This is a genomic window from Spirosoma radiotolerans (assembly GCF_000974425.1).
GTDB classification, from domain to species: domain Bacteria; phylum Bacteroidota; class Bacteroidia; order Cytophagales; family Spirosomataceae; genus Spirosoma; species Spirosoma radiotolerans.
The window spans coordinates 5264356-5278721 of sequence record NZ_CP010429.1; the positions used below are offsets into that span (position 1 = coordinate 5264356).

At 38.0% G+C, this 14366-nt stretch carries 13 protein-coding genes; 1 reads left to right on the forward strand and 12 read right to left on the reverse strand.

Annotated elements, in window-relative coordinates:
- Positions 1-103 precede the first annotated feature (103 nt).
- From SD10_RS21315 to SD10_RS21360, 11 genes are all read right to left on the reverse strand, one after another.
- On the reverse strand, positions 104-1129 hold the full coding sequence (locus SD10_RS21315) for a glycosyltransferase (protein ID WP_046576586.1): 1026 nt from the start codon (positions 1127-1129) through the stop codon (positions 104-106).
- Between the two features lie 57 nt (positions 1130-1186).
- The gene (locus SD10_RS21320) at positions 1187-2392 is read right to left on the reverse strand and encodes a glycosyltransferase (RefSeq protein ID WP_046579939.1); all 1206 of its coding nucleotides are present in this window, start codon (positions 2390-2392) and stop codon (positions 1187-1189) included.
- A gap of 24 nt (positions 2393-2416) precedes the next feature.
- Entirely contained in the window at positions 2417-3328 is a 912-nt protein-coding gene (locus SD10_RS21325; RefSeq protein WP_046579941.1) for a glycosyltransferase family protein, read from the reverse strand.
- Positions 3329-3423: 95 nt separating this feature from the next.
- On the reverse strand, positions 3424-3981 hold the full coding sequence (locus tag SD10_RS30385; RefSeq protein WP_082111660.1) for an acyltransferase: 558 nt from the start codon (positions 3979-3981) through the stop codon (positions 3424-3426).
- Positions 3972-4868 (reverse strand): glycosyltransferase family 2 protein, encoded by an 897-nt coding sequence (locus SD10_RS28865; protein ID WP_052731252.1) that lies wholly within the window; start codon positions 4866-4868, stop codon positions 3972-3974. The genes SD10_RS30385 and SD10_RS28865 overlap by 10 nt, the downstream gene beginning before the upstream one ends.
- A 96-nt stretch (positions 4869-4964) precedes the next feature.
- A complete protein-coding gene (locus SD10_RS21335; protein ID WP_046576588.1) occupies positions 4965-6254 on the reverse strand; it encodes a hypothetical protein in 1290 nt (429 codons plus the stop codon).
- 7 nt (positions 6255-6261) lie between these two features.
- Complete coding sequence (locus SD10_RS21340; RefSeq protein WP_227699043.1) at positions 6262-6735, reverse strand: CatB-related O-acetyltransferase; 474 nt, start codon at positions 6733-6735, stop codon at positions 6262-6264.
- A gap of 203 nt (positions 6736-6938) precedes the next feature.
- The gene (locus SD10_RS21345) at positions 6939-8300 is read right to left on the reverse strand and encodes a lipopolysaccharide biosynthesis protein (RefSeq protein WP_046576591.1); all 1362 of its coding nucleotides are present in this window, start codon (positions 8298-8300) and stop codon (positions 6939-6941) included.
- Between the two features lie 69 nt (positions 8301-8369).
- Positions 8370-9044: a sugar transferase gene (locus SD10_RS21350; RefSeq protein WP_046576592.1), complete on the reverse strand. Its 675-nt coding sequence runs from the start codon at positions 9042-9044 to the stop codon at positions 8370-8372.
- Between the two features lie 40 nt (positions 9045-9084).
- The gene (locus tag SD10_RS21355; protein ID WP_046576593.1) at positions 9085-11415 is read right to left on the reverse strand and encodes a GumC family protein; all 2331 of its coding nucleotides are present in this window, start codon (positions 11413-11415) and stop codon (positions 9085-9087) included.
- Between the two features lie 11 nt (positions 11416-11426).
- Positions 11427-12224 (reverse strand): polysaccharide biosynthesis/export family protein, encoded by a 798-nt coding sequence (locus SD10_RS21360; protein ID WP_046576595.1) that lies wholly within the window; start codon positions 12222-12224, stop codon positions 11427-11429.
- A 696-nt stretch (positions 12225-12920) separates the two neighbouring features.
- Here SD10_RS21360 and SD10_RS21365 point away from each other — a divergent pair.
- On the forward strand, positions 12921-13379 hold the full coding sequence (locus tag SD10_RS21365) for a hypothetical protein (protein ID WP_148562486.1): 459 nt from the start codon (positions 12921-12923) through the stop codon (positions 13377-13379).
- A gap of 173 nt (positions 13380-13552) precedes the next feature.
- Here the strand turns inward: SD10_RS21365 and SD10_RS21370 are convergent, their stop codons facing one another.
- Complete coding sequence (locus tag SD10_RS21370) at positions 13553-14221, reverse strand: TetR/AcrR family transcriptional regulator (RefSeq protein WP_046576599.1); 669 nt, start codon at positions 14219-14221, stop codon at positions 13553-13555.
- Positions 14222-14366: the final 145 nt, after the last annotated feature.

Consider the following 14366-nt stretch of genomic DNA (forward strand, 5'->3'; position numbering starts at 1 on the left):
TTATCTACGCTTGTTTCGAACCTCGTCTTCTATTATGCAGAACAGATTTTTAGATCTTCAACGCATAAAAACAAAATAGTGCTATAATCTTCAACTTTTAATCCTAGGTTTTACTCAACAGCTCATTGCGTAATGTTTCAACATAAGATGACCATGTATATTTATTAATAGTAGAACCTATAACGTCTTGAGACAACAGATACGTTTTAGGGTTTTCTTTGCAGGATGACAATAACAATGGTACCTCTTCAAAATCTTCATAGGTATAAACTAAACCTAGTCCGGAAAAGTCTTTAAAATTACCTCTATTCGGTGCAATAACAGTTTTCATGTGAGATAGACTTTCAGCCAAGGTACCTGAAGTCAGAACGCTTTCACCTGAGTGCGTAAACAATACTGTCCTTGACTGATTAAAGCAAATTGTAAGTTCTTCATCTGACACAAATCCAATCTGAATTGTAATGCATGACGACTGATACTGCTTAAGTTTATCAGCATATTCCTTATCACTGCAATTACCACATATTAATAATTTGTAACTATCCTGTAAACCTTTACTGTACAAAAACTCTAAGAAGACATCTACTCCCTTATAGGGAGACAAATTGCCCCATATTAAAGCATCGTACTTAAAATCCTTTTCACTATGGCCCTGATGAACTGTTGCTCGAAATGGATGGGGATAATAGATAGTTTTGTGGGGATATTTAGTTAAACTCAAGCCTTCTTCAGCATGGACAACAATTAAGTCACACTTGTCTACAATCCATTCTATAAACTCTTTTTGTTCTTCACGGGCATCTGCACGATGAGAAACTCGGTTATGCATAGTCCACACGATTTTCCCTTTCTTTAGTTTAAAGATTTCTATTAATCTCTTAAGAGCCCACACTTGTACACGCCCTAAAGGTCTATGATATAAATCTTCAGGCCAGTTCAGCATCAAAATATCAGCTTTACTTAAAAAGAGTAATAGATCAGCTGTACGTAGCCATTTTACATATGGGCTACGTATAACATCCGCCCCTATTACCTCCCAAGCTTGCGCTAAGTCAGTTATATATGGATTTTTTATTTTATCAGTTGTGAAGGCTAGGTTAGGCGTAATATATAGGCAAGGCTTTATCATAAAACTAGTTAAGTGATTCAGCAAGTTTAATAATAGGCGTTTCTATAATAAAGCTAGCTAAACTGTATCAGGTAGGTAATGCTCAGAAATACGAGCCCTTACTACAAGAGAAGAGTATATATCTACTTGCTCTTGTAACACTATCTCATGAGTATACCGCTTCTCATACTGGTCTCTTGAACGAACACAATCCAAGTCTGATATTTCATTGTTGTAGAGATGACTTATCTTCCGAGCTAAATCTTGCTCATCACCAGCAGCAAAAAAGCTAGCACAATCCCCTACAATAGAACGTAGATTAGGATTATCTGCGCATAATACAGGTGTGCCAGTAGACAATGCTTCAAGTATAACTGTTGGTAGACCTTCATACCATACAGAAGGGACAACGAGTGCTTTACATTGCTTTAGATATTCTACGACGACCTCCCTAGGTTGTTGTCCCAAATATTCGACCATTGGAAACCCTCGACTTAATTCATCAACACTATCCCGCAAAGGGCCATCGCCTATAATTTTTATATTTATAGGTGGTAACTTCCTAATCGAATCTAGTAAGGTACTAATTCCCTTTTCCGGAGACAGACGGCCGATATACAGAATAAAATTTTTCCTACTAGATGGTGTAACATAACCCAAATCTGATATAGAATTTGGCTTTACGGTTATCTGGTCAGATGATAAATTCAGTGATGATTGCAAAATTTTAGTTTTCGCAAAATCAGTCAAAACAACATACTTGTCTACTTTTTTCCAGGTATTGATTACTTTATGTAATGATGTAACTAATGTCAATTGCGCTGATTGTAGCCTTGAATTTCTGAAGCACTTATATCTAATTCCATCCAAAGGGACTGTTTTACTTACACAACGCTCACATGGAACTTCACCTTCTCTCATTAGAAAAACGCCACTACATACCAATCTGTAATTATGTAGTGTCATGACTACAGGTACACCTAATCTTTTTACTGCTGATATGATTGATGGAGAAGCGGTGTAAAATAAATTGTGTATATGTACTACATCTGGCTTGAAGGTACATATAGTCATTTCTACTATCTTAGCTGATTCGTTATTGTAAAATGTTTTTAAACCTGCAACTAGCTTGTAGGCGCCTTTCTCTTTAGAGAAACTTTCGTTATTAAAAATCAGAACCTCCACATCAAAACCAGCAGCTTTCAGCAAACTAACTTCTTGATCGAAGATAACGTCTTCACCACCATGTTGTTGATAACGATTATGTATAAAAAGTATTTTCATAATTATTAGAGCATTCATTTCCGGCTACATGCGCAAACCAGCGTAAGTTTTTAATCGGTTAAACACTCTTATGGGTATACTATATTGCATTCTAAATTGCCTTTTATATGCTTCTATAGGTGTTACAACGCTAGGTAATTCAAAAGTCCGTCGTTCTCCATTATCAAGCATTGTTTTGTATCTATTGTACACATTAGTATGTGTAGAATCTTCAGAGAACCCAATATTTTGTATTTTAGATTCTGTTGGATATATTGTGTATCCTCCCTGTTTAAACTGATTGTAGCACCAACGGATTGCCCAAGAGTTTATGGTGCCCTGCTGCTGATGACGAAGCATACGTGTCCTATCGCTCCCACCTTCGTTAAATCTACGTTGAGCCTCTTTATCCGTTTTAAATATATTATAATCAGAAACTTGCCAGTCAGCTAGTTGCCATCGATCTGCCCACGTAGCCCACCCCCATGAACCTGTTCGGGGAAATGTAAATGCATCAAATTGATAACCATCAGGTTTTTTAAAAGGCATTGAATATCCACTTATTGAAAAAATCTGCTTGTTGTTACTATAATTATTTAAGCATTGATTCATGAAATCGAGAAAATTATGACTTGGTATTAAATCGTCTTCCAATACGATTACTGATTGATAAATTTTTAATACTTGTGATACACCTCTTATAACAGAATCAGCTAGTCCTATGTTGGCTTCACTGTAATACCGCTCAACTGACTTAAAACCACTTATGTTATCCACTAAAAGCCTCACTTCATTTACTTTCGAAACATCATTAGGCCTTTTAGGTCCATCCACAAATACATATAAATTACTTTTTATTGCTAGCGAATTATGCTGTAAAGCCTCTATTGTTTTAGCAAGCGTATCTGCACGTTTATAAGCAAACAAGATTATTGGGCTCAATGGCAAATTTTCCATATTACAATGCATCTCTCAGTGAACTTATAATACAATATGAGTAGATATATTTAGTTTTCTAAATATTCTTCCCATACTGTATTTCAAATATATCCTTATATATACAAATGCGGAAAGTAATTATTTTTGTATAAAAGCTGGGACTCTCGTGTGCCTATTATCTTAGCAGGTACACCACCCGCAATTGACATTGGAGGTATATCCTTTGTGACAACAGCACCTGAAGCTATAACACTCCCACGACCAATTCGTACACCTGGCAAAATTGTTACTCGAGAAGCTATCCATACATAATCTTCTATTATAACATTTCCAGACTTCGTAGAATGGTAATCCGAATGTGGATCGTGTTCAAGAGTAAATATCCATGTACCACGTGCAATATCAACATTATTATGAATTGTTATTCTACCTTCCCGCCCATCCAATAAGCATCCTGGATTAATTATGCAATTATTCCCAATACTGATGTGGTTTCGTTTAATTTTCTTACTTAATATCTTCACGTTCGTGCATACATTTGATTTTTCACCCAGCTGAACGTAAAAACGAATAAAAAATAATCGAACGTTAGAAAAAGGAATTTTACAAAAAAATGCATTATATAAATACAATCGCAGTGATCTAGCAAACTCCAACAATGTTAGGCCCATCTCATCTTTTTTATAGAACTTACAATTAATAATGAATATTTAAACCCGAAGTACAACCAACTCAAAAAAGTATTCGCATGGCGCCTATTAAATATGAAATTCTGTTTAATATTATAGTTTGAACGATTTGAAGAGAGCACTTTTTTTAGATCATTTATATTCTCAACATTTGACAGACCTGAGGAATCGCGATTATTGTATATTTTGAGCATTGGCATAGCATACGACTTGTAACCTAATCTACCAGCTTTCAAAAAAAAGTCAATATCTCCATGATATTGTGGGAATTTATCAGCATCAAAATATCCTACTTCTGTTAAAATTTTAGCAGGGATTATTGTACCCATTCCACCTGACCAATCGATTAGTTTAATTTCATTGTATTGATTAGAATCTATCTCATTCCAACCGATAAGCTTTTTCTTACCTGTCTTCCTCGAATAATAGCATCCGTAATTAAAAATAGTATTTGACTCATTGAGCCAATATATTTTTGACGCAAGAATAGAGCATTGATATATTTTATTACTATCAATTACTGCTACTAAATCTTTAAAATATAAAATATCGCATTGTGTGTCATCATTCCAAAGAATAACGTAATCAGAATTTAATTGCTCTACTGCATATTTAGTACCTTTGTTTATTGCTCCTGTCCACCAAAGATTACCATCACCTTTCAAAATATGAATTTCTGGATAATTTTCCTTTATCCATTCTTCACTTCCGTCTGTAGAACCGTCATCGACAACTACTATAGAAAAATAATGTTTTTTTAAATTATTATCCCTCTCGTAATAAGAAAGAGAATCATACAGAGATTTAATTCCAACTTTTGTTAATAATAACCTATTATGAATTGGAATTATTAAAGAAAACTTTTTCATTTTCTAGATCACTTAATTATACACACATAATACATTAATTGCGCCTTCAATCATGAATTACTCATGAAGCAACTTAACTCCAATACCTTTCTTCGCCTAAGCCATCATTACATGATGATTATCTTGATTAGCCTTTTGCATGATTCTTACATGGTTGTAATTCTGCTTATTATGGTGTTTCAATGCAAGTCCAAAAAACATAAACGCATGAAAAAGAGAAAGTTCAAAAAAAACTTCGCTAAAAGAAACAATTAATATGCATATAGTGAATGGCAAAGCGAATAATGTATTTGTACCAAAAACACGGCTTATCTGGTAAAATGAATAATATATTAAAGCAATGTAAATCAAGAAAAAGAAAATTCCCCATTCGATAAGCAATCCCGTTAAGCCACAGTTTCTCTGCACAGTTTTATCTTTTCCCGCAATCCTTGAATCCCTATCACTCCCTTTACCAAATAGTATATACAAATTATCTTGAGATATTTCGAATAAATCTAATGTAGCACCTGCTATACGTGAATCACCCGTTAACTCTATATTTTCATCAACTTCAGTTATTTGCTTAGTTATTTTTTCTTGTAAAAATGGCATTTCATAATATAGGTATGCGCTAATTATAGCTGTACCAGCAAGCAATATTATTTTTAATATGAATTTTATTTTAGGGTTAATAAGAATAGTACTTGCTAAAAAAAAGAAATATGTTACAAAGACCGTAGTGGAAAGAGTAGTTAAAATAGTAATTGTAAATATTATACCATTTTTATTAAATAATTTTTTATAAATAATAAAGTTAAATATTTGTGCTATTAACAATAATGAAGCAAATACAGTAGGTTCCCAGAAAGGACCATTGTTTCTTATTGAATAAAAATTATAATCAAAGTTATATATAATTGGATTTACCCTAACCAGGTCTACCCCATAATACTGAGCGTGTTTTGCTCCCACCCGAAATATATTTGGAATTGAATCATCGATCGAATGAACAAAACTAGGACTAACTAACAGGCTAAAGAAAAAAAAGAAACTGACAATTGCAGTTATATACATTATTTTTATGTAAATATCAAAGAAATTTAATCTTAAATAGTATACTACGCATAAGGAAATTAAAAATGAAGTTACAACTTGTCTAAAAACACCTGTATCGTAATCAGGAAAATAAACAAAATGATAAAATTCTAAGACAAAAACTAATAATAAAGCATACAAACCTTCAATCCTTAATACTCTTAAAATTTCTTTATGTGAATAAAAAATACAGATAAGAAGCAAGGCTTGTCCAAAATTATTTCTGAAAAATGGCACAGTTGAGTATGCAATAATGAAATAGACAAATAAAATGTCTTTGATAGGATAATCTTTTATTCTAGCCTGCATATAATTATTAAATATTTGTTAGATTTTCTTCTTTTTCAATGTTAACAAATCCCTCTAGGTCATAAAAATATTCCTTTGCCCTCATCAGCGTTACATCTTCTTGGTTCCACCATTTAATTGACATTAAGTCATCAATGATATTTTCTGGAAATCGGTATTTTATTATTTTTATTGGACACCCTACTGCAATAGCATAGGGTGGAATATCTTTACTGACTACAGATCCAGCCCCAATAACCGCACCGTCACCAATTTTAACACCATCCAATATTGTTACATTAGCACCAATAAATACATCGTTTCCTATATGAACAGGTCTATGCTCTTCAACAAAAGTAGAATGGCAATATGTTATTTTGCTTTTCTTTTTGCTAGAATAAAACGCTGGATGAGTTGAAATTCCATTAGTAGGATGAATACCCATCCCACTTACAACATTGGGACCAATTGAGCAAAATTTCCCTATGTCCGTATTAGCCATAAATGCGTTGAAGCTAACATAACTCGAGTAACCAATATTCACATTAGTCAGCATATAATTACCATAAATTATAGCAGTGTCATCAACATTACAGTTGTTAGTCCTACACGCATTCCAATCCCAATAGAACTTATCATATCTCGACATCACGCTTAACAAATTAAGCAAGTTTCTTAGGGCCCAGTATAATCGTCTTATTATTTTCATTTATCCCAAATATTATAAGCATTCTGTTTAATAATTTTTTCACATTGTACAGAAAAAATTGTCCCCATTAATATAAATAATATTGTATTTGTTGCCACGATTCCAGGCAGACCAAAGTTTCTTCCCATAATTATTGAAATGGGTATATTTACAATTGCGCTGGCTGTGACTGCAATTAGTTGTAAGCGTATTTTACCAATTCCATTTAGAAGGTAGACGTGTAGCATTTGCCACATGTAAGCAATTACGTAAATAGCCATACATATTGACAAAGATAGTGGCACCTTAATATTATTACCTATCCAATATTTAAACAGATAATCCGACATAAACAGTATCATCAACGTAAATATCGAAAAAACAATCCATAGCTTTCGCATTTTATCAACACTGTTTTTCAACCAGTTAAAGTCACTTTTACTATATGCATCCGTAAATGAGCTCCACAAAGGAGTCATGATTATTGTAAAAATCATGATCATGACAGAGAATAGCTTATAACATACACTATATATTGTTACACTCTCAGGGCCAAGTATCTGACTTATTATGATATAACTCGTTTGAAATAATATCAATGCCCCGATTTGTATTAGAAAGAATTTACCACCCGTATTTAAAAGATTATATATATATTTAATTTTCACAAGCCTCCAGCTAGGCGACAAATTCTTAAGTTTATTCTTATACAGTACCCATGATGATATAATCAACGAGATAACAGGCATACTTGCCACAATTGTAACCAATGTCAACAAATCACCTGATTTTAGTTTTGTACAGTAAAATATAACGATTAACGTCAGAACTTGACCTATGAATGTAATAATTGAAGAATTTCCTGATTGATGGGTTGCTGTTAGTATAGTATTGATAAGCTGTGCAACAAATTGTATACAAAAACAGCTTACAGCAACCCACATAACTAGCTTTAACGTTTCTTCATTTTCTGTGTTCACATTTAAGGTGCTGTTCCAATTTATATAGTTATTCGCTATTGAAAATATTACAAAGGAGATTGTTGATATTATTACAAGTGCCACGTAAGTGGTACTAACATATTCTCTTGCCTTATTCATTTCTCCAAGAGCAAAAGACTTAGTTAATGTATTTTTTAGTCCATTTCCTAAACCTACATCAAAAAAGTTAAGCCACCCCAGTATTGAACTTATCGTGAGCCAAATACCATATTGCGTAGGCGACACGTAATCAATGGTCATTGGTACTAAAATTAAGCCTATTAATATCCCCCCCCCTCTGACCAAGAAAGACAGAGCAATATTCTTCTTAGCAATTAATGTTCTCTCATGCCCATTGATAAAAAAACCAGTAATCTTACCTTTTAAAGCAGCTACCATCTCTAATTATATCTTTTATTAAGCGTTCTGTATGTGTATAGATCAATATCTTGAGCGATTAGCGTAATTTCAGTGTGCTTTCTCGTCCCCCTGTAGTGTCTTAGCAATTGTCCACCAGCAAATTTTCAAGTCCAGCCCTAGTGACTGTCTGGCTATGTACCAGCGATCTAAACGGACTCGGTGCTCCATTTTTTGGAGCGTATCGGTTTCGCCCCGGCAACCGCGTACCTGGGCCAAACCCGTTATACCGGGCTTGACTATGTAGCGTTCTGGATAATTCGGTAGGGTATACCAATGCTGGGCATCCAGCGGAATGGGGTGCGGACGTGGCCCAACTACGCTCATGTCTCCCAGCAGTACATTTAAAAACTGGGGCAGTTCGTCCAGATTCGTTTTGCGTAACACCTGCCCTAACTTAGTAATGCGAGGATCATTTTTAGTGGCTTGTTGAAATACCGTTTCCGGCCGGCTAACCATTGTTCGGAGCTTGAAGCACCGGAACTGTCGGCCCCCGCGCCCCGTACGTAACTGAACGAACAAAATAGGGCCAGGCGAATTTAGCCGGATAGCCATCCCTAAGATTGGAATAAGCCACGACAGTACAAAAAGACAAACCATGAGCGAAAACGCAACGTCAAACAGGCGTTTACCGAGCATACTCTGCTCATCAACCGATGACACAAATACGTCGTCCTCTGCGTCGATGTAAGGCTTGGTGTTGGAAAGAGAGGCATTACTAAGCATACAAGTTTCGGGATTTGCTTTTCATGGATATGTTCTTGAACTAAGACAGTGCTTTACGGGCCTTTTTGTCCGACTTATCGTCCTCGTAATAGCCACCATAGCTGTAACTGTAGTAATAAGATTCTCCGTCACCTACGGCATTCAGAATGACGTTGAGGTTATGAAACCGGTTTTCTTTATACAGTGAATCAACCATTTTCAGGTACGTTTTGGGCGTTATGTCGTGCCGGACCATGTAAAGCGTTGCATCGGCAAACGGGGCAATTACCTGTGCGTCGGTCACTAGTCCAATGGGTGGAGAATCGACAATCACATATTCGAACCGGGCGCGCAACTCCTCAAATAATTTGCCCAGATAGGGACCATTGAGTAATTCCGATGGGTTTGGCGGCAGAGGACCACTACTGATCAGGAAGTAGTTAGGGAATCCATCTATTGGTTGCAGTACATCGTCCAGCGTAGCCTCGCCAATCAGGTAGTTGCTTATACCAACCGCATTGCGCATACCCAACGACATGTGAAGTTTAGGCTTCCGCAAGTCCATCTCCAGAATCACCGTAGGGCGGTCGACCAGGGCCAGACTGGCACCAATGTTCATCGACATGAACGATTTACCTTCGCCACTGATGCTCGAGGTGAACAACAATACCTGGCTGCCATTCGGATTACTGCGCAGGAATTGTAGGTTAGTGCGTAAGGCTCGTATTTGTTCAGCAATAACCGACCGGCTCTTCGATACAACAACCAATGCCTTCTTGCCGTCAGACTGGACAACCTCGCCAAGAATGGGCACTCTGGAGACATCTTCCACGTCTGACCGGCGTACAACCCGGTTGTTCAACATATCTTTGGCCGCTAGAGCCCCCACAGGGAGCAATAAACCAATCAGGCCGAACAGCATAAATGTTGTAGCTCGTACTGGCCTTATTGGCTTTTTCTCGTGCCGAGGCAGATCAACCGTGCGGCTATCAGGTAATGTAGATGCGTACGATAAAGCCGTTTCTTCCCGCTTCTGCAATAAGTACGTATACAGGTTGTTTTTGATGGCCTGCTGCCGGGTAATGTTGAGCAATGCCCGCTCTTTGTGCGGTACCGTACGAACCATGCTTTCCATTTTCCGATTAGTGGAAGTCAGTTGGTTTTTAGTACTGGTCAGTTGCTGCTTTATGGTCTGGATATTTTCAGATATGCTTTCTTTGGTCGACTTAACCTGGCCATCTAGTGTTTGTAGAAGCGGGTTACGCTCCGAGGTTGTCCGAGCCAGTACATCGCGCTGAAGTTCCAAATCAGTCAGCTTTGTTACCAAGCCTAGTAGAACAGGGTCACTTAAGCTAACTGAACCCGGCGTCGTTCCGCGGCTATCAGCTTTACTGTCGACATACCGCTCAATATCTTTCAGAGAACTCAGCTGAATGTTTACCTGATTAAGTTGGGCATCGTTAGCCTGAACCGTTTGCAGAAACGACTGTGCTTGTACACTCAAATCCGTAATGCCTTCGCTCGTTTTATACGATTCAACATCCTTCTCGACGTTGGTCAGTTCACCGGAAATTAACCGTAGGCGATCCTCGATAAAATCAAGTGTGCTAGCTGCAACCAGATTCTTATCGACAACAGCGGCCTGGTTGTATTCTTCGATCAGTTGTCTCATCAACGCTTCTCCCTTGGCCGGTACAGCTTCTTCGAGCGTGATCTGTAATACGGTCGACGCTTTGCTGGTTGTTTCAACCGTCAGGTTTTTCAAATATCCATTTACCACTTCCGTGCGGGGAGATACTACCACTTTGAGGGGCTCTAAAGAAGCTCTTAGTGGCTTGCTAGCAAAGACCCGCAGACGACCATGGGGCGTTTTTATTGATTGGTTGACCGGATAAACCTGGTCATCGATCCGTACGTGGTTGCTATTAACGAAACTAAGCTGCAATTTTTCTCCATATAGCGATGAAAATGGCTGCTCGACAACCAGCCGAATCGGTAGCTCGCTGTAGACCTCCTGATCGACCGTTTTCGTTGGCCGAAAATACTGGACATCCAGATTGAGCTTGTTGACCACTTTATCCATCAACGTGTAGGATTTGATGATTTCAATCTCATTCTCAACCGTTTTTTTCGGTTTTAGAATATCCATTTCTTTCAGGATGTTCTCGCCGTCGAGGCCTTTTTTGTCATCTTTGATGAGCAGGCTGGCCTGAACCTTATAAATGGGCGTTTGATAGATTAAATAGATATAGGCCCCAGCCCCAGCCAGCAATAATGACAAGACAAACCACTTCCAGTGCTTCAGATACCGAAGCAGTATAACACGCAGGTTGGGCTGATTTTCGGCGCCATAAACCTGGTAGGGCGTATACGAGTAGGCATTTTCAGACATAAGAGTATTAGTTAGTAACGACTAAAGATGATAGCTAGAAAAGAAAGCGCACTGAGAGCAATAGGTAATAATTGATACGTTCGATCGGCAGTGGCGACACGAGCTCTGCCAGGCTCAACATAAATGACGTCGTTGGGATGCAGGTAATAATAGGGGGAACGGAAGAGCTCCCGACTAGTCATATCAATGCGGGTAAAAGTTCGCTGGCCGTTTACTTCCCGGATAAGCAGCACGTTATCCCGTCGACCGTAGATGGTAATGTCACCGGCCAGGCTAAGGGCTTCCAGCATCGTGATTTTCTCATTCGGAATAGTAAAGAGCGATGGCCGGGCCACTTCACCCATGACCGAAACCCGAAAATTCTGGTTCCGTATATTCACGGTTGGCTCCTTGAGGTATGTCTTAAGTTCTTCACGGATCCGGTCGCTAGCCTGGGCCGTGCTCAATCCGCCTACTTTTACTTTTCCAATCAATGGTAATTCCAGAGTACCGTCCTGCCCAACCAGATAACCCGTCATTTCCGGAAGTGACGTCATAGTTGGCGTCATCATCCGATCGACCGGCATGGTTGCCGAGGGTGGGTTGAAAAAGGACGTAGCCTCTGGGCTTAAGCTACTTACCCGAACGGTTAAAATGTCGCCTGACTGGATCGTTGGTATAAATCGATCCATTAGTTTTATTGAATCGGCGGTGGTTGGCTGTCCCTGAAAATAGACCAGTTTCTTCGATGAAACACATCCCGATACAAGTGAAATTAAAACTAGCCCAATCAGTATAGGTAGCTTTTTAACATACGTAAGTGAAAGCATAAATGGCAAGCGTAAATTAGGGAAAGCGGAATAAAGCGATAGTAAACGACTGAACTGATAAGAATCCTACTTTGGCAATTGATCACCCTAAGTCCGGTTTGCATCAATTGACCTTCTTTATTATTAGTAAATTGACCATAGTTGATTGATTATAGCCCTTATTTCATTGTTATCACTTTTCAAATATATCTTATCTAAACTGTAGTAGCAAGAGATTATGGTATATATTATATTAACACTTTAAAAAAAACATAAACTAATATGCTACCATACTTATGATAGTGTATCTACTCTCAATTATACCGCGTTTACTTTCAGTTAGTTACAATTCTGCTAAGTATATAGGTAGATACTACTTACCATTTGATAGGTATTAAAACAGATTAGACTAGCTCATATGCTTATAAATAGATACAACAGTGTATCCTAAAGCCCTTTTTATATTATTCTTTGAAATTATAAAATATAACAAATATCCTATAAAAGGGCCGATGGGACGGTATTTAAAAGTTGCATATTTGCAAAATCCATAATCCATATACTATGAATTTACAATCTTCAATATATATATTACAAAACAGAAGCTGGGAATTAGTACACCAAACAAGATCGTGCTGTATATATAGAAGTAAAGACCAACACTTACTGCTACCATTAAAAAGTACAGGAAAGATCCCTCCAGGCACATTGGAAGCCATGTTTCGATCACCTTATATACAAAAAGAACCCACGACTCCTCAAGATGGGGAGCTTCCCGTCATTCGTGTGATTCTTGAAAAGCAGAGTAGTCAATCCTGGGGCCGGATTGAATGGCACGGTATGATGGCGATTGCTTCAGGAAATAGCACCGAAGCAGTAACGAAAAAATTGACCGTTCAACTGAATGAATTTGTGACGTATACGCGCACAGAATACCACAACCAACAAGTGCCCCCTACCGAGTTCGTTTTTGATTATCAGTATGATCTGACGCGAGTCAGAGAGCTTCTTCAACAGTTCAGAGTAACCAGTCTGGCTGAACATACAGCTATTTCGCAGGAATTGCTAAGTCAGTTTATGACCAATAAGCGCTACCCTTCTGGTCAACAGGCGCGCCAGATCGAATCATTGATTCAGAAATTTGGTCGGGAAATGCTCAATTTCTCTCTTCTTTAAGAAACAACGCGAGTAATGGGTATCAAGTAGAGCTATTCAGCCGATTAATGGAGCCATTATTCTCGTTAAATAGGTTTATGACGTACCAAAACAGAAAGAGTCTGGCATAAAAAAAGCTTCCATAGTAGTTGGAAGCTTTTTTTATGCATATTCATCAAGCATAGACAGAGGTTTTACCATTGACTTGCAGGTTGGGCTTTTGTCTGAGCACTCAGTTTTACAGCTTGGGAGTCAACGGCCATTTTATTTAAAGCCAGATAAATCACCTTAACCGCCCCCTCAATACGTTGCCATCCCTGTTCGCTTCGCAGGTCGATACCAACCATTGTATGGTTGTTCTGAGCCTGAATAGTCAAATAAGATAAAGCCCCCAGCATCACCGCCGAAACGGCCTGAATGTCTGGACCCTCAATGAATGAAAGCTGGTTAACCAACCGCATCAGTTCATCGTCCTGTGCTTTGCTGATGACATCGGCCGTTGGGTCGTTTTCAACGACATTGGCTTTTAGTACTTCGCGAGCCGCCTTCGATGTCCGCATATACCGAAACATCTGAATAGCCTGCCGATACCACACCTTCGCCAGATCATCATGATGAATCGGACGAATTTGATCCAGCATTGCTGGTGTGAACTGTGGGAACATCCGCCCCATACGCACATAATATTCCATTAATCCATCTAAACCACCAAAATAACGGTAGATCAGCACTTTGCTAATGCCCGCTTTTTCGGCGATCTGATTGATTCTGGCCCCTTCAAGACCCTGCTCAGCCAGTACATCCTCAAGGGCATTTACGATGCGCTGTGTGGTTTCTGCGCGGTTTCTTCTGATTTTTTCCATCTATAATCGGAGGCAACATTAGATACTTACTGCTAATGTAGAATTTATAGTTAACAAAAAGTCACCTTAAAACAACTATTTATTTTAAGTACATAACTATAATTAACAATGAACTAATGAACTTAAAGCAATTTATTTAGCATTT

What these genes read in the sequence shown, in the direction of transcription:
- SD10_RS21315 (WP_046576586.1), bottom strand. Translation starts at nt 1,129, where the DNA reads ATGATAAAGCCTTGCCTATATATTACGCCTAACCTAGCCTTCACAACT.
- SD10_RS21320 (WP_046579939.1), bottom strand. Translation starts at nt 2,392, where the DNA reads ATGAAAATACTTTTTATACATAATCGTTATCAACAACATGGTGGTGAA.
- SD10_RS21325 (WP_046579941.1), bottom strand. Translation starts at nt 3,328, where the DNA reads ATGGAAAATTTGCCATTGAGCCCAATAATCTTGTTTGCTTATAAACGT.
- SD10_RS30385 (WP_082111660.1), bottom strand. Translation starts at nt 3,981, where the DNA reads ATGGGCCTAACATTGTTGGAGTTTGCTAGATCACTGCGATTGTATTTA.
- SD10_RS28865 (WP_052731252.1), bottom strand. Translation starts at nt 4,868, where the DNA reads ATGAAAAAGTTTTCTTTAATAATTCCAATTCATAATAGGTTATTATTA.
- SD10_RS21335 (WP_046576588.1), bottom strand. Translation starts at nt 6,254, where the DNA reads ATGCAGGCTAGAATAAAAGATTATCCTATCAAAGACATTTTATTTGTC.
- SD10_RS21340 (WP_227699043.1), bottom strand. Translation starts at nt 6,735, where the DNA reads ATGGCTAATACGGACATAGGGAAATTTTGCTCAATTGGTCCCAATGTT.
- SD10_RS21345 (WP_046576591.1), bottom strand. Translation starts at nt 8,300, where the DNA reads ATGGTAGCTGCTTTAAAAGGTAAGATTACTGGTTTTTTTATCAATGGG.
- SD10_RS21350 (WP_046576592.1), bottom strand. Translation starts at nt 9,044, where the DNA reads ATGCTTAGTAATGCCTCTCTTTCCAACACCAAGCCTTACATCGACGCA.
- SD10_RS21355 (WP_046576593.1), bottom strand. Translation starts at nt 11,415, where the DNA reads ATGTCTGAAAATGCCTACTCGTATACGCCCTACCAGGTTTATGGCGCC.
- SD10_RS21360 (WP_046576595.1), bottom strand. Translation starts at nt 12,224, where the DNA reads ATGCTTTCACTTACGTATGTTAAAAAGCTACCTATACTGATTGGGCTA.
- SD10_RS21365 (WP_148562486.1), top strand. Translation starts at nt 12,921, where the DNA reads ATGTTTCGATCACCTTATATACAAAAAGAACCCACGACTCCTCAAGAT.
- SD10_RS21370 (WP_046576599.1), bottom strand. Translation starts at nt 14,221, where the DNA reads ATGGAAAAAATCAGAAGAAACCGCGCAGAAACCACACAGCGCATCGTA.